General features: G+C 76.0%; 20 protein-coding genes. 7 read left to right on the top strand and 13 right to left on the bottom strand.

All coding sequences use genetic code 11. The annotated features are described in order from the left end of the window. Positions 1 to 46 precede the first annotated feature (46 nt). Entirely contained in the window at positions 47 to 1,096 is a 1,050-nt protein-coding gene (locus tag ACFWXO_RS04990) for a hypothetical protein (RefSeq protein WP_380522327.1), read from the top strand. Positions 1,097 to 1,103: 7 nt separating this feature from the next. On the opposite strand, the gene ACFWXO_RS04985 is transcribed toward ACFWXO_RS04990, so the two are convergent. Both ACFWXO_RS04985 and ACFWXO_RS04980 read right to left on the bottom strand, forming a co-directional pair. Next, positions 1,104 to 2,237 (bottom strand): FAD-dependent oxidoreductase, encoded by a 1,134-nt coding sequence (locus ACFWXO_RS04985; protein ID WP_380522325.1) that lies wholly within the window; start codon positions 2,235 to 2,237, stop codon positions 1,104 to 1,106. A 275-nt stretch (positions 2,238 to 2,512) separates the two neighbouring features. After that, positions 2,513 to 2,806 carry a DUF1330 domain-containing protein gene (locus ACFWXO_RS04980; RefSeq protein WP_380522323.1) on the bottom strand — a complete coding sequence of 98 codons (294 nt, stop codon included), beginning with the start codon at positions 2,804 to 2,806 and terminating at the stop codon, positions 2,513 to 2,515. Between the two features lie 160 nt (positions 2,807 to 2,966). Here ACFWXO_RS04980 and ACFWXO_RS04975 point away from each other — a divergent pair, with 160 nt between their 5' ends. Then, positions 2,967 to 3,869 (top strand): LysR family transcriptional regulator, encoded by a 903-nt coding sequence (locus tag ACFWXO_RS04975; protein ID WP_380522321.1) that lies wholly within the window; start codon positions 2,967 to 2,969, stop codon positions 3,867 to 3,869. A 58-nt stretch (positions 3,870 to 3,927) separates the two neighbouring features. On the opposite strand, the gene ACFWXO_RS04970 is transcribed toward ACFWXO_RS04975, so the two are convergent. Further along, the gene (locus ACFWXO_RS04970; RefSeq protein WP_380522319.1) at positions 3,928 to 4,440 is read right to left on the bottom strand and encodes a hypothetical protein; all 513 of its coding nucleotides are present in this window, start codon (positions 4,438 to 4,440) and stop codon (positions 3,928 to 3,930) included. Next, positions 4,437 to 5,036, bottom strand: a complete 600-nt coding sequence (locus ACFWXO_RS04965; RefSeq protein ID WP_380522317.1) for a thioredoxin family protein — start codon at positions 5,034 to 5,036, stop codon at positions 4,437 to 4,439. The genes ACFWXO_RS04970 and ACFWXO_RS04965 overlap by 4 nt, the downstream gene beginning before the upstream one ends. Before the next feature lie 211 nt (positions 5,037 to 5,247). Between ACFWXO_RS04965 and ACFWXO_RS04960 the strand changes: the two genes are divergently transcribed. Next, entirely contained in the window at positions 5,248 to 5,742 is a 495-nt protein-coding gene (locus ACFWXO_RS04960; protein ID WP_380522315.1) for an FxLYD domain-containing protein, read from the top strand. 33 nt (positions 5,743 to 5,775) lie between these two features. On the opposite strand, the gene ACFWXO_RS04955 is transcribed toward ACFWXO_RS04960, so the two are convergent. From ACFWXO_RS04955 to ACFWXO_RS04945, 3 genes are all read right to left on the bottom strand, one after another. After that, positions 5,776 to 6,912, bottom strand: a complete 1,137-nt coding sequence (locus ACFWXO_RS04955; RefSeq protein WP_380522313.1) for a hypothetical protein — start codon at positions 6,910 to 6,912, stop codon at positions 5,776 to 5,778. A gap of 142 nt (positions 6,913 to 7,054) precedes the next feature. After that, entirely contained in the window at positions 7,055 to 8,677 is a 1,623-nt protein-coding gene (locus tag ACFWXO_RS04950; RefSeq protein ID WP_380522310.1) for a M48 family metalloprotease, read from the bottom strand. A 334-nt stretch (positions 8,678 to 9,011) separates the two neighbouring features. Further along, on the bottom strand, positions 9,012 to 9,242 hold the full coding sequence (locus tag ACFWXO_RS04945; protein ID WP_380400019.1) for a hypothetical protein: 231 nt from the start codon (positions 9,240 to 9,242) through the stop codon (positions 9,012 to 9,014). A 243-nt stretch (positions 9,243 to 9,485) separates the two neighbouring features. On the opposite strand from ACFWXO_RS04945, the gene ACFWXO_RS04940 reads away from it, so the two are divergent. The 3 genes from ACFWXO_RS04940 to ACFWXO_RS04930 are packed head-to-tail and all read left to right on the top strand — an operon-like array spanning position 9,486 to position 11,895. Further along, entirely contained in the window at positions 9,486 to 10,406 is a 921-nt protein-coding gene (locus ACFWXO_RS04940) for a homoserine dehydrogenase (RefSeq protein WP_380522307.1), read from the top strand. After that, positions 10,352 to 10,555 (top strand): hypothetical protein, encoded by a 204-nt coding sequence (locus ACFWXO_RS04935; protein ID WP_380522305.1) that lies wholly within the window; start codon positions 10,352 to 10,354, stop codon positions 10,553 to 10,555. The genes ACFWXO_RS04940 and ACFWXO_RS04935 overlap by 55 nt, the downstream gene beginning before the upstream one ends. A 47-nt stretch (positions 10,556 to 10,602) precedes the next feature. Further along, positions 10,603 to 11,895: an MFS transporter gene (locus ACFWXO_RS04930; RefSeq protein WP_380522302.1), complete on the top strand. Its 1,293-nt coding sequence runs from the start codon at positions 10,603 to 10,605 to the stop codon at positions 11,893 to 11,895. Here ACFWXO_RS04930 and ACFWXO_RS04925 read toward each other — a convergent pair. Genes ACFWXO_RS04925 through ACFWXO_RS04915 form a run of 3 tightly spaced genes read right to left on the bottom strand, consistent with a single transcriptional unit; the run spans position 11,882 to position 15,569 of the window. After that, the gene (locus tag ACFWXO_RS04925; protein ID WP_380522300.1) at positions 11,882 to 13,540 is read right to left on the bottom strand and encodes an FAD-binding oxidoreductase; all 1,659 of its coding nucleotides are present in this window, start codon (positions 13,538 to 13,540) and stop codon (positions 11,882 to 11,884) included. The two genes, ACFWXO_RS04930 and ACFWXO_RS04925, sit on opposite strands and share 14 nt — an antisense overlap. Further along, the gene (locus ACFWXO_RS04920; RefSeq protein ID WP_380522340.1) at positions 13,537 to 14,895 is read right to left on the bottom strand and encodes an alpha-N-acetylglucosaminidase C-terminal domain-containing protein; all 1,359 of its coding nucleotides are present in this window, start codon (positions 14,893 to 14,895) and stop codon (positions 13,537 to 13,539) included. The genes ACFWXO_RS04925 and ACFWXO_RS04920 overlap by 4 nt, the downstream gene beginning before the upstream one ends. Continuing rightward, positions 14,805 to 15,569 carry an alpha-N-acetylglucosaminidase TIM-barrel domain-containing protein gene (locus ACFWXO_RS04915; protein WP_380522298.1) on the bottom strand — a complete coding sequence of 255 codons (765 nt, stop codon included), beginning with the start codon at positions 15,567 to 15,569 and terminating at the stop codon, positions 14,805 to 14,807. Before ACFWXO_RS04915 ends, ACFWXO_RS04920 begins: the two co-directional genes overlap by 91 nt. A 147-nt stretch (positions 15,570 to 15,716) precedes the next feature. Here ACFWXO_RS04915 and ACFWXO_RS04910 point away from each other — a divergent pair, with 147 nt between their 5' ends. Then, positions 15,717 to 16,532 (top strand): alpha/beta fold hydrolase, encoded by an 816-nt coding sequence (locus tag ACFWXO_RS04910; protein WP_380522296.1) that lies wholly within the window; start codon positions 15,717 to 15,719, stop codon positions 16,530 to 16,532. 49 nt (positions 16,533 to 16,581) lie between these two features. Here the strand turns inward: ACFWXO_RS04910 and ACFWXO_RS04905 are convergent, their stop codons facing one another. From ACFWXO_RS04905 to ACFWXO_RS04895, 3 genes are all read right to left on the bottom strand, one after another. After that, positions 16,582 to 16,947 carry a DUF488 domain-containing protein gene (locus tag ACFWXO_RS04905; RefSeq protein ID WP_380522294.1) on the bottom strand — a complete coding sequence of 122 codons (366 nt, stop codon included), beginning with the start codon at positions 16,945 to 16,947 and terminating at the stop codon, positions 16,582 to 16,584. A 38-nt stretch (positions 16,948 to 16,985) separates the two neighbouring features. Further along, a complete protein-coding gene (locus tag ACFWXO_RS04900) occupies positions 16,986 to 17,471 on the bottom strand; it encodes a nucleoside deaminase (protein ID WP_380522291.1) in 486 nt (161 codons plus the stop codon). A 144-nt stretch (positions 17,472 to 17,615) separates the two neighbouring features. After that, positions 17,616 to 19,202 (bottom strand): AMP-binding protein, encoded by a 1,587-nt coding sequence (locus ACFWXO_RS04895; RefSeq protein ID WP_380522289.1) that lies wholly within the window; start codon positions 19,200 to 19,202, stop codon positions 17,616 to 17,618. Between the last annotated feature and the right edge of the window lie 253 nt (positions 19,203 to 19,455).

The raw sequence follows: 19,455 nt of genomic DNA, 5'->3' as shown, positions 1-19,455 counted from the left end.
AGCGACAGCGACGCACCGCGCACGCACGACCGTCAGCGGGGGGCCGATGGAGTACGTACCGATCCTGCGCGGCAAGGCGGGCGAGTTCATCGCCCTGGGCCACATCGGCGCCCACGTGCAGGCGCGCATCCGCCCGTTGCTCGAAGTCCACCCCGACCGGCGCCTGGCCGATGTCGTGCAGACCTTCGCCCGCCACGCGGGCGACCACCTCCCCGCCCGGCTGACCGTCACCGTCGACTGCGGTCAGCTCTGGCAGCAGGGCGCGGTCGGGACCGGCTACCGCGGCCACGCCATGCGGTGGCTCAGCGAGCACTTCGAGCAGTGGCTCCAGACGCTCATCCCCGCCTTCCGCACCACCGACCCGGTCGGCTCCCTCGACGAGATCCGCCGGGCCCAGCGGGCCCACGGCGCCGGCGGCTGCCTGCGGATCGACCTGCACCGCCTGCCCGGCGGCCCGGGTGACCTGACCGAGGACGTGCGCGCCGCCCTGGCCGCCGTGGCGCTCACCCCGCAGGACACCGACCTGCTGCTCGACGCCGGCTACCTGCCCGGCCCCGACGCGGTCACCGCCCTGGTGCCACGCGCGCTCGCCGTCCTCGGCTGGGCCCGCGCACACCCCTGGCGCCACATCGCGCTGGCAGCGGGGGCGTTCCCGCCGAGTCTGCGCCGGGTCCGGCCGTACGTCCTGACCGCCCTGCGCCGTCACGAGCTGGACCTCTGGGAGCACGTCGCCCGCGGGGCGGCCGGCCCGCCGCCCGACTTCGGCGACCACGGCGTCACCCACCCCGACCCGCCGGAACCCGCCGAGGTCCGGGCCGCGCCCGCCAACCTGCGCTACACCGGCGGCCGCCACTGGCACGTCGTCCGGGCGGTCGACGCGACGGGCCTGGAAGCCCTCCGGCTGTGCCGTCAACTCACCCGGGCCGAGGTCTGGGGCGCCACCCGCCCCGACGCCTCCTGGGGCGGAGAGGAGATCCGCCGCCGGGCCCTCGACCTCGTGACCGGCCCCGGCAACCCCGGCCAGCGCCGTGCCTGGGAGACCTCCCACCACCTGGCCACGGTCGCCGGAGCCATCGCCGAACGGGGCCGCCCGTAGCCGGTGCCTAGCGCGACGGGGTGAAGTCCGGGAGTCGGGCCAGGCCGGCGGCGACCGCGGTGAAGCCCCGGTCGAGCATCAGCAGTTCGTACTCCTGGACGGCGGAGGGCAGTTCGGCCTCGCCGCGGTGGACGGCGGTGAGCGAGCGGCAGAGCAGGGCGGCGTCGCGGAACGCGAGGTTGGCGCCCTGGCCGGCGCTGGGCGGCATGGGGTGGATCGCGTCGCCGAGCAGGGTGACCGGCCCGGTGCCCCAGTGGGGTACCAGCTCGGAGTAGCGGAACGTCAGTGGTGAGCTGTTGCCGACGTCGGACCGCCGGACCAGCTCGACCAGGTCCGGGTGCCAGTCGCGGACCAGGACGAGCAGTCGGTCGCGCACCTGCGCCCAATCCGTCGGCGCGGGGCCCGTGAGCGGCTCGGGCAGCATCACCACCCAGCGCAGGTAGCTTCCGGTGTCCGGCAGTTCCACCTCCGGTGCCAGTTCGGCCGCCGCGAGCCGGGGCGGGCGGCGGAAGTCCATCCGGCCGATCAGCAGGCTCGCCCCGGGCCCCTGGACCAGGGTGCCGGCCCCCGGTACGAGCGCGGCGAGCCGTTCGGTCATCGGGGTGCGCCCCAGCAGCGCGCCGCCCGGTACGGTGGCGACCTCGGCCCCGGGCAGCAGCTGCTGCCGTACGGCCGAGCCCACGCCGTCCGCCCCGACCAGCAGGTCGCCCAGCACGCCGGTGCCGTCCGCGAACCGTGCCTCCACCCGGCCGTCCGCCCGCTCCCGGTACCCGACGACCGCCCGCCCGAACTCCACCCGGTCCCCGAGCCCCGCCAGCAGCAGCTGCCGCAGCACGTGCCGGTCGGCGGCGGTTCCCCCGCCGGTCGGGCCGAGCCGCCGCAGCTCCGCCAACTGCTCGTCCACCACGCGCCGTTCGCCGGCGAGCGGTCCGGTCACCGCCGTCAGCAGGCCGTGCAGCCGGGGCGGCAGGCACTCCCGCAGCGCGGCCAGTCCGGGCTCGTCCAGCCCGATCCGGAACCCCTGGTACCGGCTGTCCGCCGCGCCCTCCCGCTCGAACACCCGCACGTCGATCCCGGCCCGGACCAGCCCCTGGGCCAGACAGAGCCCCCCGATCCCGGCCCCGGCCACCAACACCTTCATGCTGCGCACCCTCTCCCCGCCTGCCTTCCCGGCCGTTCGTTCCTTGCAGCGTCAGCCTGGCCGACCACGACCCCCGTGCGGCAGGTCGCTCCGTCACCGATCCGGCATGACAGCTGTCACTGCTCCGCTGTCACCCCTCCGCGCGGGCGAACCCGTGGCTGTGCTCGACCCTTGCCACGTGCAGCGAGTAGCTCTGGTACCACTGCGCCCGGCCGCGCTGCTGCGCCGCTCGGTGCTCGGCGTCGGTGCGCCACCGGTCGAGGGCCTCCCGTCGGTCAGTCGAGGCCTTCGGTGATGCGGAAGTCGCGCTCGAAGCCGTCGGGGAGGGCCAGCAGCGCCTTCCGGTACGCCGCGCTCTCGTAGGCCGCGACGGCCTGTTCGAAGCTGTCGAACTCGATCAGCACGACGCGTTGGGTGATTCCGGCCTCGCGGGCGACGACTCGACTGCCACGGGACAGGAGGCGCCCGCCCCCGGCCCGGACAGCCGGACCGGCCAGCTCGTCGTAGGCGGTCAGCCCCTCAGGGTCGGACATCGCGGGGTAGACACTGACCCAGTAGCCCTTGGCCACGGAGAACCTCCTGCGTTCGGCCGGACACGTCCGGCTCCGCATCGACACCCGGATCGGTCGATCCCGGCATGCGCAGGCTAGGGCTTGACGTGCGGCCGAGGGAAAGACCGGTACGGGCTAGGCTCAGAACGGATCGTTATCAATCGGGGGGGGAGGGCACGTGGCGCCGGACACCGTGAGCCTGCGCTACTTCCTGGTGCTGGCACAGGAGTTGAACTTCACCCGGGCAGCCGCACGGATCGGCATCGCCCAGCCCGCACTCAGCGCCCGGATGCGCCGGTTGGAGAAGGAACTCGGTACGGCCCTGCTGGTCCGCAGCACGCGCAGCGTCGTACTGACCACGGCCGGTGCGGCGCTGGCGGAGTCCGCGCCGCCCGCGCTGGCGGCGCTGGACCGGGCATGGGACACCGCCCGGAGCGCGGCGGCCGGTGAACTGGGCACGCTGCGCATCGGATACAGCCTCAGCACCGGGGCCGAGACGACACCGGCCCTGGTGGACAGGCTGATGCGCGACAACAGCGGACTCGACGTCCGAGCGGTCCCGATGGCGACACCGGAGATCTCCCCCGCGGTCGCCGACGGCCGCATCGATGCCGGGATCACCCGCGGTGAGCAACCGGGCCGAGGCGTACGCAGGTTGCTGCTGCGGCGTGCGCGCATCGGGGTCCAGCTGGCGCAGCACCATCCGCTGGCCGGACACCCGGAGATCGAGATCGCCGACGCGGCCGCGTATCCGCTGCGACTCCCGGACCGTGCGGCCAACCCCGTGGTCCACGATCAGCTGTCCGCGGTGTTCCGGGACACCCGACCGCACCCCCGGTTCCACACGCTCGCCGTCTCCTTCGACATGTCCCAGCGCGACCTGCGCGACGGGGTCACCCTCGCCCCGGCCGGAGAAGCCGCGGCCACGGCACAACCGGCCGGTCTGACCTGGCGACCGCTGCGGGGCGCGCCCGGCCTGACGTTCCACCTGGTCCTCCCGCGCGAGCAGTTGCCGCTGCACCGCCGCGTCCGTACCGCCGCCAGAACCCTGGCGCACGAGCTGCACTGGCTGTCGGACTGACGCGCAAGAGGCCCAACGTGCCGGATGCGGGCGGTGCGACGGTTCGGCGATCGGTTCGTCAGCCGACCGCGCCGAGCGGGACGACCTGGTCGGTGACGGGGATCAGGCAGCGCTGTTCGCTGCACGCGCCGAAGCTGACGACGGCTTCGCTCGGCCCGGTCGCGGTCCGGCGGGCCGGGAGCGCGACGGTGACCGCGCCGTCCGGGTAGACGGGCAGCTGCACCCCGAGGTCCAGGGGGCTGACGGTGCGCAGCGGGCGGTCGGCCCGGACGGCGCCGTCCGGCGTCAGCCCGCCGCGCACGGCCAGCCGGGTGGGCAGGCCGAGGCCGTCGATGCCGTCGGCGGGCAGGTCGACGCTGTAGAGGTGGAAGCCCGCCTCGTCGGGGGTGAAGGTGGCGGCGAGGACCAGGTGGCCGTCGTCGCCGGGGGCGAGCCGGAGGGAGACGGTGACCCCGCCGCCACGGTAGCTGGCGATGGGGGCGGCGGCCGGGGCCGGGTCGGCGGCGCAGCCGGCCGCCCCGAGGACCAGGAGTGCGGCGACCGCGCCGGCCGCCCGTCGGGTCACCGTCATGCCTGCGCCCAGCGCTTGAGGAAGGTGGCGACCGTGCCGGCGCTCATGGCGCGGGCGTTGGAGAACGCCCCGTCGTTGCTGGCGGTGCGCACGGTGCCGTCGGGGGAGAGCACCACCAGGGCGGGGATGCCGCTGCTCCGGAGGTCGACGTACCGGGCGGCGAGGTCGAGGTTGTGGTCGAAGCGGCCGACGTCCACCGCGACGACCCGGTAGTCGTCCCGCAGCAGCGGGGTGACCTGCGGGGAGCGGAACAGCTTGTCCAGCACCTTGCGGTCGGGGCACCAGTTGGCCCCGAAGCCGAGCAGGACCGGGCGCTGGTCCCCGGCGGAGCGGGCCAGGGCGGCCTTCACATCGGCCTCGGCGTCCCGGGTCGCGTCGTATCCGTCGGGCAGGTCGGCGGGCGCCGTCCCGGCACTCGCGGCTGCGGTGGCGGCCGTCGGCGCGGCAGCGGAGGTGGCCGCGGTGGCGGCGGTGGTGGCGGTGGCGGTTGCCGGAGTGGTCGTGGGGCGCTCGGCGGCTCGGGTGGTGGAGTCGCAGCCGGTGATCAGCACCGCCGACAGGACGGTGCCGGCGAGCAGGGCGCGGTGGTGCCGCATGGGGTCCCCTTCGGGGTGGTGGGTGGTGGTGTCGGTTGTGTCGACGGGAAGTGAACTGCCGGGTGTGCAGCAGGGGTTGGTGAGCTGAACGGTGCGGGTGGAGAGCGGCGGGTGCGTTCCGGAGCGGTCACGGAAGCGCCGTACCGCCCACGCCGGCGGGCATGCGTCGATACGGTTCCCGCACTGTCCGCACCACGTCCCAGGGGGGACCATGCGACGCACCGCCCTCGCCCTGCTCGCCGCCGCCACCGCCGTACTCGGCGTCGCCGCCTGCGACCCGACTCCGGTCACCACGACCACGAGTACGGGTGCCCCCGTCCCGGCCACGACGGTGGCTGGTCCGGCACCGGGTGGTACCCAGGCGGCGCCGGCGACCGCCGCCCCGACCGCCGCTCCGACCGCCGCCCCGGCCGGGGCCGGCGGTGACGCGACCAAGGACGTCGAGATCTCGGCGTGCGAGGTGGACGGCGCGATCCACTGGCCGTCGGCGGCCCTCAAGGTCACCAACCACACCGACAAGTCGTCGAACTACCTCGTCCAGGTGGAGTTCGTGGACGCCTCCGGCACCCGGGTGGCGGAGGCCCCCGCCGCGACCGACAACCTGGCCGCGGGTCAGAGCGCCTCGCTCAAGGCACGCGGGGCGACCGCGGTGAAGGACAAGGTCAGCTGCCGGGTCACCAGCGTCACCCGGTTCCAGGCCCCCTGACCCCGACCCCCTGACCCCGGCGGGAGCGCCCGGTCAGGCCGGCTGCTGCTCCGCCGCCGCGACCGCGCCCTGGACGGCGGCGACCCGCAGGTCGATGAACGACTGCCGAGGGTCGTTGAAGTTGGTGAACGGCTGCGGGATGTACCGGCCCAGCGCCTGGAACTGGGCCAGCGCCTCGGTCGGCCGCCCGGCCCGGGTCAGCGCGTACGCGAGCCAGCCGTGGGCGTACCGGATCCGGGGGTGGCCGGGGTCGGCCGCCGCGAGGTCGGCGAGCGCGGCGTCCAGGGCGGCACCGACCTCGGGGCGCTGCCAGGCGGTGAGCTTCTCGCCGTCCTTGGCGAACTGCTCGAAGTAGGCCTCCAGCTTGATCGGGGCGAGCAGGCTGCCGGCCGGGGCGGCGGCGATCGCCCCGTCGATGAACCCGTGCATCAGCTCGTGGCTGCCGCGCCACTTGGCGCACCAGTACTGCAGCGCCCGGGTGTGCGCCGCCCAGTGCCGCGGGTCGCGCGCGACCAACTCGGCCCACAGCTGCCGGAAGCGGTCGTTGGACCAGCCGAGGCCCATGGCGATGGGGATCTGCGCGACCCACGGGTTGGGGTCGTCCTCGGGGGCGAGCGCGGCGGCCGCGACGGCGGCCTCCTCGGCCTCGGCCAGGACGCGGTGGAAGCCCGCGAACTGCTCGCGGCTGACGTCGGTCGCGCGGGCGCTGCTGCGGATGTTCCAGGCCAGGTAGACCAGGGCGTCCGCGTGCAGCAGTGCGGCGGCCGGGTCCTGCGGCCGCTCGGCGCGCCAGGCGCGCAGCCAGGCGTCGTCCTCGGCGGCCAGCTCGGCCAGTTGGCGCTGCCGCCGCCAGCGGACGTCGGCGGTGGCGTCGGCGGCGAGGTAGGTGGCGGCGGTCCGCCAGTCACCGGCCTTGGCGGCGGCGAGGACGGCGGCCTCCTCGTCCTCGGGCCGGTCGTCCAGGAGCAGTTCGCTGCCGAGCAGCAGCCCGTGGTCGGCCGGGACGATGGTGTTCTTCGCCCGGGCCTCCTCCGCCTGTCGTGCCTCGTGCCGGGCGATGGTGGCCTTGGCCCGTTCGAGCTGGGCCAGCTTGCGCTTGGCCAGCCGGGTCATGACGACCGGGAACAGCAGGGCGAGGCCGACGACGGACAGCACGATGATGCCGAGCAAAGGGTGTTCCTCCGGTGGTGCGGTGTGGGCGTTGACTGGTGCGGACGAGTCCGGGCGTGGACGGGTGCGGACCAGTCCGGGCGTGGACGGGTGCGGCGACGACCGGTCGGATCGGTGTGATCGATCCGACCGATCACACTGATCACACAGCGGCGGCGGTCGGCAGCCCGGCCCCCGCGAGCAGCGCCCGCAGCGGGGCGGTGTCCGGGTCGTCCGCGCAGGCGGCGTCCAGGGCCGCGTCGAAACCGTCCGCGAAGCCGTCCGGCAGCCGGAGTTCGGCCGGCCCGCCCCAGGAGAGCTCCCAGCCGGCGAGCCCGGCCTCGGCCAGGGCGACGACGGTGGCGTGCGCCAGTTCCTCGCGCAGCGCCGGTCGGGCGAACTCCCGGGCGGCCCGGCCGGTGGCCGCGGCGGCCTGCTCGCTCTTGGGCAGCCGGTCGGTGAACTCCCAGGCACGCCCGGCGTCGATGCCGTCGAGCAGCCCGTGGGCGGTGGGCGGCAGGCCCAGCCCGGTGAGCGCCTGGCGGGCGTCCTCGGCGGCCTCGCGGGCGCGCGCCAGCATGGCCGTACGGACCAGCTCGGGCCAGTCGGCCCGGTGCTTGCCGGAGGCCTCCGGGACGAGCGAGACGACCTCCAGCTCGGCGAGCACCCGCTCCGAGTCGTGCAGCAGCGCCAGGGCGGGGCCGGCGGCGCCGGGGCCGCGGCCGTCGTCGGGCAGCGCCTCGATCGCGGCGACCCGCAGGTGGATCGGCGGGTGGGAGTCGTACGGGTCGGGCTGCTCCTCGGGCAGTTCGAGGGCGTGCTCGGCGAGTTCGGCGCGGCGCTTCGGGTCGCTCAGCAGGTGCTGGAGGCCGCCGTAGACCTGGCCGGGCGGCGGGAGCAGTCCGGCGTCCCAGCCGATGGTGGCGTAGCGGTTGAGGTAGAAGTTCTGGGCGGCCTCCAGCGCCGGGATCCGGCGCAGGGCGGCGGCGGTGGCGTCCCGGCCCGCGAGCTGGGCGGCGACCTGGTCGGCCGCGTACTCCTGGCGGCGGCCGACCGCCTCGGAGACCCGGAAGTAGAGCTTGGCGTAGCCGGTGAACAGCTTGGCGAGCACTCGGTCCACGCCGCCGCCGGCCTGTTCCGCGGAGGGCTTGCGGCCCTTGGCCAGCCGCTTCTCTGCCTTGGCGGCGAGCTTGACGGCCTCCTGGGCCTGGTGCTGGTCGGCGCGGTGGTGCAGTCCGCCGATGGTGTGCAGGACGGCGCGGCGGCCGGCGACGGTGACGGCGGCGAGCCGGACGTCCCGGTTGCTGTAGTGGCCGAACTCGTGCGCCAGCACGGACTCCAGCTCGCCCTCGGTGAGGCCGATCAGCAGCGGGGCGCCGATCACCAGGTGGCGCTTGCCGGGGACGAGGCCGAGCAGCCTGCTCTCCTCCATGACGCCCGCGTTGACCTCGGGCACGAGGCGGATCTCGGCCGGGCCGCGGACGCCGGTGCGCTCGGAGATCCGGTCGACCATCGCCCAGATCTCGGGCTGCCGCTCGCGGGTGAGGAGCACGCCGGGCAGTTCGCCGTCGTCCTTGCGACGCCGGGTCAGGAACACCACCCGGACGACGGGGTAGGCGACGGCGGCGCTCAGCGCCCAGAGCTTGACCAGCCCCGGGCGGAACTGGCCGGAGGCCTGGTACAGGGCGACGTCGAGGGCGATCAGGCCCGCGACGATGCCGAGGGCGAGCAGGTAGAAGCCGATGAGCAGGGCCACGGCGGTGGCGGCTCTTGTTGACGTGCTCATGGCAGCAGAACGCTGGGGCGCGCCCATGCGATGGTCCTCCCCCTGGGCGCGACGACATGAGCGGCGCGCGGTTGTTGCATGGTGAACGGGTGTGCGACGAGTGGAGATGGTAGCGGTCCCCGGACGGCCCGCGCACCGGGGTCAGCGGCTCCGGATCACCGCTCCGACCTGCGGGTTCGTCACGGGTTCCGATTCGTGCGGGCTTGACGGCATTCGGCCGCCGCCGAACCCGCGCCTCGGCCGCCGCCGACCCTGCGCCCCGGCCGTCGACCACCGTCCCCGAGCCCCAGGCCCCGCCCGGCGCGCCGCTCCGGGGGCCAGCGCCCTCCGACCGTCAGCGCCCGCCGGCCGCGATCGCCTCACGGACGGTCACCAGGCAGGGGTCGCAGTACCGGTCCGGCACCGGCGAGCCGTCGCCGGGCGGCAGTACGCGCTGGGACGGCTCCAGGAACCGCCCGCACAGCGATGCCGACGCGTCGTCCTTAGCGACCACGTGCCACACCACGGCGGGCGGCGACACCGCCGGGTCGTGCTCGGCCCACATCTCGTACACGGTGACCTCCACGGTCTCGGGGCTCGGTCACCCCATGCAACCCCGGGACACCCTGCTCGGCCACCGGGCCGGACCCGGTGGGATGGTTCCACCTGGTCCGCCTCCGGTTCCCGGTCCGGAGCGGGCGGCGGACGGATGCTCACCGCCGGTGCCGAAGCCGAGAGTCGGCGCCACCCGGACGGCGGGCGCGGCCGCGCGCCGGCCCGGCCGGGCAGGGCGCCGAGTGCCCGACGGCCCCGGGGGTATCCTGCCCGGATGTCCTCACCAGTTGCCGGGCCCGTGCCCCCGGCCGCGCCGGGCGACGACCCGGCGGTCGTGCGTTCGGACGACGACCCGGCGGTCGTCCTCTCGGGCTTCGGCCCGGTCGGCCGCGCCTTCGCCGAGCGGTTGCTGACGCACGCGGACGAGCTCGCCCGCGACCACGGCGTCCGGCCGAGGCTGGCGGCCGTCCGGGTCGGGTCGGCGGAGGTGGAGTTGCGGGACGGCGGCCCGGTCCCGCCCCGGGCCGAGTGGGCTCCGCCGGGCCCGCTGGCGCGGACCCTCGACCGGACCGGTGCGCGGGTGCTGGTCCAGGCGCTGCCGTCCTCCCCGCAGCTGCGGCAACAGGCCGCCGATGAGGCCGTCCTGGCGCTCGGCCGCGGTGTCCACGTCGTCACCGCCACCAAGAGCCACCTGCTCGGCCACTGGCGTGAACTCGGCGCGGCCGCCCGGGCCGGCGGCAGCCTGATCAGGATCTCCGGGGCCACCGGAGCCGCCCTCCCGACGGCCGACCTGGCGCGCACGGGGGTGCGGGGCCTCGGCTGCCGGACGGTCCGGGCCTGCCCCAACGGGACGGCCACCTTCGTGCTCGACCGCCTGGCCGCGGGCGACTCCCTCGACCGGGCGGTCGGCGAGGCCCAGCGGCTCGGCATCGCCGAGGCCGATCCCTCGGCCGACCTCTCGGGCGCCGACGCCGCCACCAAGGTGCGGCTGCTCGCGGCCCTGCTGTGGGGCTGGGACCCGTCGGCCGTGCGCGTCGACGCGGTGGCGGTGGACGCCGGGACGGGCGCGGCGGCGCTGGCCGCGGCCGCCGAGGGGCGCCGGCTGCGGGCGGTGCGAGTGCGAGCGCGGACCGCCCGCTGGTGGTCGAGGTCCGCCTGGAGCCGACCGCGCCGGGCGACCCGCTGTACGCGCTGACCGGCCCGGAGAAGGCGGTCGTCTACGGCTGCCCCGAGGCCGGGGACATCACGGTGAGCGGCGGCCGGTCCAGCCCGCTCGGCGCGGCGCTCGCGATGCTGCGGGACACTCTTGACGTCACGGCGCCCCGCAGGCACGGCTTCGGCTGAGCCGCGCGGAGCCCTGCGCCGGTCCTCGTGGCGATCGTGGAGGCGTTGTGGGTAACGATCCAGCGGCCCGGCGGGCGGCCAAACAGACCGGCGACAGGGACGGCGACGGCGCGGGCATGCGGCCGTGGCGGTTCGTGGTGTGGTTCGGCATCGTCAGCCTGCTCGCGGACTTCGTCTACGAGGGCGCCCGTTCCGTCACCGGCCCGCTGCTGGCCTCGCTCGGTGCCTCGGCGACGCTGGTCGGCGTGGTGACCGGCGCGGGGGAGGCGGCGGCGCTGGTCCCGCGCCTGCTGTCCGGGCCGCTCGCCGACCGCACCGGCCGGTTCTGGGCGCTGGCGATCGGCGGCTACGCGCTCACCGTCGCCGCCGTGCCGCTGCTCGGCGTGGCGGGCTCGCTGGGGGCGGCCTGCACCCTGGTGATCGCCGAGCGGGTCGGCAAGGCGGTCCGCTCACCGGCCAAGGACACCCTGCTCTCGCACGCCACCGCCGCCACCGGCCGGGGCCGGGGCTTCGCCGTCCACGAGGCCCTCGACCAGGTCGGCGCGGTGATCGGCCCGCTCATCGTGGCCGCCGTGCTCGCGGCCACCGGCGGCTACGGGCCCGCGCTCGGCGTGCTGGCCGCCCCGGGCGTGGCGGCCCTCGGCCTGCTGTGGTGGCTGCGCTCCCGGGTGCCCGACCCGTCCCGCTACGAGTCGGCGCGGCCCGCCCGACCCCCGGTGCCCCAAGCCCCTGCCCGAGCCTCAGTTCCGTCCCCGTCCCCGTCCCCGGCGCCCGTCCGCCCACCGCTGCCCCGCGCCTTCTGGGCGTACGCGGCGTTCACCGCGGCCACCATGACCGGCTTCACCACCTACGGCGTGCTCTCCTTCCACCTCGTCCGGCACCACCTGCTCACCGCCTCCGCCGTACCGGTGCTGTACGCCGGGACGATGCTCGCCGGCGCGCTGGCGAGCCTGGTCACCGGCTGGCTGTACGACCGGATCGGCCCGCGCACCCTGGTGGCGCTGCCCGTGCTGGCCGCGGCCGTGCCCCCGCTGGGCTTCGCCGACGCGGTGGCGCCCGCCGCGGCCGGCGCGCTGTTGTGGGGTGCCGCGCTGGGTGTCCAGGAGTCGACCCTGCGGGCGGTGGTCGCCGACCTCGTCCCCGCGCCGCGCCGGGCGACCGCCTACGGGGTGTTCGCCGCCGTGGTCGGCCTCGCCACGCTGGCCGGCGGGGCGCTCACCGGCGCGCTCTCCGCGGTGTCCGTCCCGGCGCTGGTCGTCACCGTGGCCGCCGTCCAGGCCGCCGCCCTGGTGCTGCTCGCCACGGTCCGCCCGGGGCGCGGCCGGATCACGCCGGGGTGACGGCCTGGGGGAAGGTGAAGAGGCCGTCCGGGTCGTAGGCGCGCTTCACCCGTCGTAGCCGGTCGAGGTTGCCGCCGTAGTACGCCTGCGCCCAGTCGGTCAGCCGCGGGTCGGGGTAGTTCTGGTACGCCTCGCCGCTCGCGTACGGGCGCATGGCGCTCCAGACGTCCTCCAGCCAGGCCTGGGACTGCTCCACCCCGGGCCCCGAACCGGCGCCGGGAGACGGATAGTTGGCGATGTACTGGGCCGCGAACAGGGCGCCGCGGTGGACGAAGGCGGTGTCCCCGGGGGCCACCCGGCCGACGGCGCCGCCCAGCGCGTCGAAGGCGACCGAGGCGCTGCCGCCCTGCGGCGTCGTCCGCGCGTACCGGTCCACGGCGGCCACCAGGGCCGCGATCCCGGCTGCGCCGATCGGCCGGGTGTAGAAGTCGGACCGGGCCGCGTACGACACCCTGGTCAGCCGGCCGTCGGGGTTCCGGCCCGGCAGACTGCCCGGCAGGTGGGCGGCGGCCTCCGACCAGCCGGCCACCCCGCCCATCTCCTTCATGGTGTCCAGGAACGGCGCGGTGTGCAGCGAGGCGGTGGCCGGCGCGACGGCCAAGCGGTCGACCAGGTCGGCGAGTTCACCCTGCGAACCGAGCAGGTTGACGGTGCTGGTGAGGCGCAGCCTGCCGTCCGGCCAGGTGTCCAGGTGGAGGTTGGCCCAGAGCTCGTCCGGTGCGCCGGCCACCCAGGCCTGCCAGGCCGCGACCACCGACCCGGCGGCCGACCACGGCCAGGAGAGGAAGCCGTACGCGCAGCTCACCGCCGGGTGGGTGCGGAAGGTGAAGGAGGTGACCACGCCGAAGTTGCCGCCGCCACCGCCGCGCAGCGCCCAGAACAGGTCGGCGTCGGCGCCCGCCGCCACCTGCCGGATCCGGCCGTCCGCCGTCACGACCTCTGCGCCGGTCAGGTTGTCGCAGGTCAGCCCGTACGCCCGGCAGGTGACGCCGATGCCGCCGCCCAGGGCCAGCCCGGCCACGCCGACGCTCGGGCAGGAACCGGCCGGGACGGTCACGCCGTCGGCCGCCAGCCCGGCGTACACGTCGATCAGCCGCGCGCCCGCCCCGACCGTCGCCGAGCCGCCCGTCGCCGGGCCGCCCGAACCGCTGACCCCCGCCATCGCGCCGACGTCCAGCACCATCCCGCTGCCCGAGGACCAGCCCGCGTAGCTGTGGCCGCCGCTGCGCACCGCGACCGGGACGGCGTGGCGGCGGGCGAAGGCCAGGCAGGTGGCGACGTCCTGGGCGGAGGCCGGGTAGACGATCCCGGCGGGGTGGAGGTCGTCGAACTGCGGCTGGTAGAGCCGGCTCGCGTCCTGGTAGCGGGCGTCCTGCGGGCCGATGACGGCGCCGCCGAGGTCCTTGGCGAGCGCGGCCCAGTCGGCCGGGCCGGCCGGGGTGGGGCTCGCGCTGCTCGGCCGGGGCGTCGGCGACCCGGTGGAGGCCGACGGGTCCGGGGACGGTCCGGCGGCCGGCCCGCCGCAGGCACCGAGCGCCGTCGCCAGCGACGCGGCCAGGGGCGCGGCGGCGAGCCGCAGCACCCGCCGTCTCTCCGGCCGGTCCGGCCCGGCCGGGGGGTTCGGTGCCGCTTCGCTCCCGCTCATTCCCGCCCCTCGCTCCCGGCCGTGGCCCGTGCCCGCACGGTACCCGCAGGTGCCGGGGCCGGGGGCCGACTTGGGCCAACCATAGGGTGGTTCGCGGCGACGGCGGCCGCCGCCTCGACCGGGTCGCCGACCGGGGTGGTCGGATCAGGGGCGGTGGAGTGCGCCCAGGCGTCGTCCAGGGCGAAGAAGTCGACCGGCACCGGCCGGGTGTGCTGGGTCAGGGCGTCGTCCAGGGAGGCGAAGTAGGCCGCCCAGCGCTTCGCGTAGAGGCCCGAGACGAGGCCGGACCACTCGCGGGCGGCGTAGTCGTGCAGGCCGCCGTCCTCCGACTCGGCGCGGGTGCCGCCCCAGGTGGTGAGGAGCGAGCGGGCGTCGTACCGGAGCCGGTCCCGTTCGGCGGGGGCCGCGGCCCAGTCCGGCACCCGGGCGAGCCAACTGCCGACCAGGAAGCGGGAGTCCGTCGCCGTCACCCGTTCCAGCTCGGCCTCGGCGGCGGTCCACCGGCCCACCAGCGAGCGGAACGCCCCCAAGTCCCCTCCTGTGTAGGCCCGTTCGATCAGCGGCAGCAGGCGGCGGCTCTCGTCGGCGAGGGCCTGCCGGGCGAGGTTGACCAGGTCGAAGCGGTAGGCGTCGGTGCCGCGCCGTTCCGGTGCGGCCCGCAGCAGGCCGTCCAGGGCCGCGCGCACCGTGGCCGGGTCGAAGCGCGTCCTCGGCGGCGACCAGGACCCGGAGGTGGCGGCGGTCAGCGAGGGGCGCGCGGTGAACAGCCCGTCCTGCGGCTCGCTCCAACCGTCGGACGGCATGCCGTACGGGCCGTCGCGCAGCTGTGCCCAGGCCGCCGCCGCACCGGTGTCGGCGCCGCCGTAGCGGGCGGTCGCGTACGCGGTGAACCAGGCGGCCCGGTCGATCTCGGCGGGCGACCAGGCGAGGTCGGCGAAGAGCGCGAGCGCCGCCGGGTCGCTGCCGGTGCCCTCGGGCATGAAGGCGATGCCGCTCAGCGCGCTGCCGGGCGCGGTGCGCCACCGGTGGAAGCGGCCGGTCCAGACGCCGGTGTTGGCGCCGAAGGTGGTCTTGCCGCCGAAGTTGGGGATGGTGCCGAAGGCGTACGGGGTGCCGTTCCAGTCGCCCTCGCGGTCCAGGCCGTCGTAGCGGTCGGAGAGGCCGTCGACGATCAGCATCCGGCGGCGGTCCACCCCGGCGAGCAGCGCGGCCGTCGGATTGTGCTCCCAGCCGAGGACGGCCCAGACCGCGCCGGGGTGGGCGGTCAGCAGCGCGCGCTGGATCGCGCCGGCCGCGGCGGGGACGTCGACGCCGCCCGCGGTGCCGCCCTCGTGCAGGGGGTCCATCTTGTACATCGCGCTGTCGCCGAACACCTCGCGCTGGGCGGTGTAGTAGGGCCGCCGAAGCCGGACATGTTCTGCAGCAGCCACCAGGGCTGGTGCGCGGGCGCCGGGATCCAGGCGCGCAGCTCGGCCGAGGAGTAGCCGAACCGCTGGAGCGCCCGGTGGTAGGGCTGCTCGGCGCCGACGGTGACCAGCACCTCGTCGAAGCCGTGCAGCGCGAGCACGTCGATCTCGTGCTGGTACTCGGCGAAGCCGCGGTAGGCCCCGGAGTAGCCGGCGTCGGTGTCGTTGAGCGCGTAGCGGTGCGGGACGACGGCGGAGCCGGTGTGGGCGGCGGGCACCGGCGGCAGCACCGGCGGGAGCGTCGCGGTGCTGTCGCCCGGTAGGCCGATGTCGGCGTGGGCGACGGTGCGCAGGTACCAGCCGACGCCCGCCAGCAGGGTGGCCGGGGAGGTGCCCCGCACCCGGATCGCGCCCGCCGTGCCGGACACGGTGAAGGCGTCGGCGCCGTCGGCCGGCCGGGCCCCGGCCGTCAGCTCGAACTGGGCGGCACGCCCGGGCAGCAGCCGCCCGAGCGCGGCCCGCGCGGGCGCGGTGTCGAAGGCCGCCGGGGCGGCGTCCGGGGCCGGTCCGACCGCCGACGCGACGGCGGCGCACACCAGGAGCAGGGGGAGCAGTACGGGCATGCGACCGACGGTCGCACCCGCGCACCCGCCCGCCGCCCCCGGCTCGCGGGCCCTCACCCGGATGAGCCGTGGCCACCTGGTTGCCGTCGGTGCGGCGCGATGACTGAATGGAGCGGGGGGCGGATCCCAGTGGTGAGGAGCGGGACCATGCCGAAGGTCCGGGTGAACGGCGTCGACCTCCACTACGAGCTGACGGGGGTGGGCGATCCGCTCGTCCTGGTGCACGGCTCCTGGGCCGACCACACCCACTGGGACCTCGTCCGGCCGCCCCTGGCCGAGCGCTACCGCGTCCTGGTCTACGACCGGCGCGGGCACAGCCGGAGCGAACGCCCGCCCGGGCCCGGCTCCCGGACGGAGGACGAGGACGACCTCGCCGCCCTCGTGCAGGCCCTCGACCTGGCGCCGGCGCACATCGCGGGCAACTCCTTCGGCGCCTCGACGGCCCTGGGCCTGGCCGTCCGCCGCCCCGAGCTGTTCCGTACGCTCATCGCCCACGAGCCGCCGCTGATGGCGATCGTGCCCCCGGAGCCGGACCTGCTGCCCGTGATGCGGGCGGTGGAGCGGCGGATCGACTCCGTGCTGGCGCACCTGCGCGCGGGCGAGACCCGCGAGGGCGCGCGGCAGTTCGTGGACGAGGTCGCCTTCGGGCCGGGGACGTGGGAGCGGCTGCCGCTGGAGGTCCGGGACACCCTCCTCACCAACGCCCCCACCTTCCTCGACGAACAGCAGGACCCGGGCTGGCCGCTGCTCGACCTCGCCGGGCTGTCCGCGTACCCGGGCCCGTCCCTGCTCACCGTGGGCACCGAGAGCCCGCCCTGGTTCCCCGCGATCGTCGCCCGGCTGGCGCGGGCGCTGCCCCGGGCGCAGGTCCGGGCCCTGACCGGGGCCGGCCACACCCCGCACGTCACCCACCCGGCCGAGTACGTGCGGACGGTGAGCGGCTTCATCGAGGCGCACCGCTGACCGGGGGCGCGCGGCAGGGCGCGGGTCAGAGCGCGGGTCAGGGCGCAGCTCAGGGCCCGGGCTCCGCCAGCCATCCGGCCAGCACGGCGGCCTGGCTGTGGTCGACGTCCCTGGTGGCGGTCAGCAGGGTGAGCGCGTCCTGGGCGGCGAGTTCCCGCAGGTGGCCGGCGGCCTCCCGGTGCCCGGCGTCGCGCAGCTCGGCGAGGTAGCGGCGGCGGAACTCGGCGAAGCGCTCCGGGTCGTGGCCGTACCAGGTGCGCAGTTCCGTCGAGGGGGCGACGTCGCGCAGCCACTCGTCCAGGCGGGCGTCCGCCTTCGTCATGCCGCGCGGCCAGATCCGGTCCACCAGGACCCGCCGGCCGTCCTGCGGCGAGGGTTCCTCGTAGATCCGCCGGTAGGCGATCCGTGCGGTCATGTCCGGTCCTCCCGGGTGGGTGGGGGGCGTGGCCGCCGCTACCCCCAGTAGCCGACGTGCACCGCGGAGGCCTCCTCGAAGAGGAACGGCCCCGACGCCTCCACCGTGCTGCCGCCGGCCGCGAAGACCGCGCGGCACGGCAGGTCGAGCACCGGCTCGTCCGGGTCCACGCCCGCGATCGCGTTCAGTTCGGTCGCGGCGAGCGCGTAGACGACCCGGCGGATGCCGCTCCAGTGGATCGCCCCGGCGCACATCGCGCACGGCTCGGTGCTGGAGTAGAGCACGGCGTCGGCGAGCTGGTGCGGGGCCAGGGTGCGGGAGGCCTGCCGGACCAGGTTGATCTCGGCGTGGGCGGTCACGTCGTGGTCGGTCAGGACGGTGTTCTCGGCGGTGAGCAGGACCTTCCCGTCGGGGCCGGTGAGCAGCGCGCCGAAGGGGTGGTTGCCGTGCGCCCGGGCGGAGGCGGCGAGCTCGATGGCGGCGAGCAGGTGCTCGGGGGAGTGGTCGGGGGACTGGTCGGCCATGGGGGTCTCCTCGGGCGGTGCGGACGGGGACGGAGGACAAACCTATGCCGCCGGGCGGGCGACGCCGTAGCCGCTCGCCTCCGTCCCCCGACCAGTCTCACCCCGCCGGTGCCGGGCCGCCCCGGCACCGGCGGTCACGGGCGGCTACGAGGCCGCGGGCGTGGCCCGGCTCCGGAGCTCCTTCTTGTCCGGCTTGCCGGTGTCGGTGAGGGGCAGCGCGTCCGTGAAGTCGACGACGTCGGGCACGTACATCTCGCCGCGGCCGTCGAGCACCGCGGCCCGCAGCTCCCGCGCCGTGACCGCCACCCCGGGGACGGGCACCACGGTGACGTGGATGCGTTCGTGGCCGCCCTCGCCGCGTACCCCGTAGACGGCGCACTGCCGCACGCCCGGGTGGGTGTGCAGGAAGTCCTCCAGCTCGGTGGTGTACACGTGGCCGCCGACGACGGCGATCATGTCCTTGATCCGGTCGACGACGGCGAGGTAGCCGTGCTCGTCGAGCCGGCCGAGGTCGCCGGTGTGCACCCAGCCGTCCCGCAGCACCTCGGCGGTGAGCTCCGGGTTCTTCCAGTAGCCCTCCATCGCGTTCTCGGACCGGACGCAGATCTCCCCGACCTCGCCGACCGGGAGCGCCTCGCCGGCCTCGTCGCGGATCTCCACCTCGACGCCGTCGACCGGACGGCCGGCCGTGCGCAGCAGGTCGAGGCGGTAGGGGTCGTGCTCGTCGGCGGGCAGCACGCTGACGATCCCGGCCTCGAACTGGCCGTAGGCCTGCTGGAAGACCCGGCCGAAGCGGCGGACCGCCTCGGCCATGCGCACCGGCGAGGAGGGCGTGCCCCCGTAGGTGATCTGGCGGAGGGCGGAGATGTCGGTGGCCGCCGCGTCGGGGTGGTCCAGCACCTGGTAGAGCAGCGGGGGCAGCAGGAAGACGTCGGTGATGCGTTCGCGGGCGAGGGTGGCCAGCACCTCGCCGGGGTCGAAGGCGTAGTGGAGGACGACGGTGCCGCCGGTGGCGAGGGTGCCGTCGGCGATGAAGCCGGCCGCGTGTGACAGCGGCGTGCACACCAGGTCCCGCCGCCGCTCCCCGGTGATCAGCGCGGCGAGCCAGTTGCCCTGCATGCGGGCGAAGCTGCTGCGGATGCCCTTGGGGTGGCCGGTGGTGCCGCCGGAGTGGCGGATGAAGCACAGGTCCTCCGGCCGGGCGGCACTGGCCAGCGGCGCGTCCGACCGGCCCGCGGCCAGCGCGAGGAGGTCCTCGCCCAGCTCCGGCGCCGCCTCGTCGTTCTCGCCGAGGACGAGGACGTGCTTGACCGGCACGGCCGCGGCGAGGGCCGCGCCGCGCTCCGCGAGGCGGGGGTCGACGATGAAGGCGTAGGTCTCGACGTCGGCCATGATCCGGGCCTGGACGTCGGTGCCCAGCCGGATGTACAGGTGGTTGAAGTGCGCACCCAGGAGGTTGACCGCGTAGCGGACCGCGACGGTCTCCGGGATGTTCCCGCACAGCAGGGTCACCGTGCGGCCGCGCTCCACGCCCCGCTCGCGCAGGGCGCGGGCGAGCCGGTAGACGAGGGAGCGGAACTCCGCGGCCCCGAGTCGGCGTTCGCCGCTGACCAGCACCTCCTGCCCCGGTTCGTCCGACAGTCCGTCGAGGACGATCTCCACGTAGTTGCGGAACTCGTGGTCACCGCCGTCGCCGGCGGGGTCGGCCGGGCGTACCTCGGGGGTGCTCATCGCTGCTGGTCTCCTTGTGAGTTCGGACGCAGGGGACGCCCCGGAGGCGGGGCGCCTTGTGCACGGATGGTTGTCCGTCCTCCATCAACTACCCAGGCCCGGGCGGTTCTACCGGCCGCCGGGGGTGTGCTGGGTGCGCTGATCGGGCGGCCCCGGGGGGGCGCGGCGGGGGGGGGCCCCGCGCCGCGGCCGGGGGGGCGCGCGGGTGGAGGCCGCGGCACGCCCCCCGCCGCGGACGGACGCGCGCGGCGCG

Origin of the sequence: Kitasatospora sp. NPDC059088 (assembly GCF_042738155.1) — a bacterium.
GTDB lineage: Bacteria > Actinomycetota > Actinomycetes > Streptomycetales > Streptomycetaceae > Kitasatospora.
This window is presented reverse-complemented; position numbering and strand designations above follow the sequence as displayed.

Coding starts and splice junctions, on each gene's coding strand:
- ACFWXO_RS04990 (WP_380522327.1), top strand. CDS start 47: ATGGAGTACGTACCGATCCTGCGCGGCAAGGCGGGCGAGTTCATCGCC.
- ACFWXO_RS04985 (WP_380522325.1), bottom strand. CDS start 2,237: ATGAAGGTGTTGGTGGCCGGGGCCGGGATCGGGGGGCTCTGTCTGGCC.
- ACFWXO_RS04970 (WP_380522319.1), bottom strand. CDS start 4,440: ATGACGGTGACCCGACGGGCGGCCGGCGCGGTCGCCGCACTCCTGGTC.
- ACFWXO_RS04965 (WP_380522317.1), bottom strand. CDS start 5,036: ATGCGGCACCACCGCGCCCTGCTCGCCGGCACCGTCCTGTCGGCGGTG.
- ACFWXO_RS04960 (WP_380522315.1), top strand. CDS start 5,248: ATGCGACGCACCGCCCTCGCCCTGCTCGCCGCCGCCACCGCCGTACTC.
- ACFWXO_RS04950 (WP_380522310.1), bottom strand. CDS start 8,677: ATGAGCACGTCAACAAGAGCCGCCACCGCCGTGGCCCTGCTCATCGGC.
- ACFWXO_RS04940 (WP_380522307.1), top strand. CDS start 9,486: ATGTCCTCACCAGTTGCCGGGCCCGTGCCCCCGGCCGCGCCGGGCGAC.
- ACFWXO_RS04925 (WP_380522300.1), bottom strand. CDS start 13,540: ATGAGCGGGAGCGAAGCGGCACCGAACCCCCCGGCCGGGCCGGACCGG.
- ACFWXO_RS04920 (WP_380522340.1), bottom strand. CDS start 14,895: ATGTACAAGATGGACCCCCTGCACGAGGGCGGCACCGCGGGCGGCGTC.
- ACFWXO_RS04915 (WP_380522298.1), bottom strand. CDS start 15,569: ATGCCCGTACTGCTCCCCCTGCTCCTGGTGTGCGCCGCCGTCGCGTCG.
- ACFWXO_RS04910 (WP_380522296.1), top strand. CDS start 15,717: ATGCCGAAGGTCCGGGTGAACGGCGTCGACCTCCACTACGAGCTGACG.
- ACFWXO_RS04905 (WP_380522294.1), bottom strand. CDS start 16,947: ATGACCGCACGGATCGCCTACCGGCGGATCTACGAGGAACCCTCGCCG.
- ACFWXO_RS04900 (WP_380522291.1), bottom strand. CDS start 17,471: ATGGCCGACCAGTCCCCCGACCACTCCCCCGAGCACCTGCTCGCCGCC.
- ACFWXO_RS04895 (WP_380522289.1), bottom strand. CDS start 19,202: ATGAGCACCCCCGAGGTACGCCCGGCCGACCCCGCCGGCGACGGCGGT.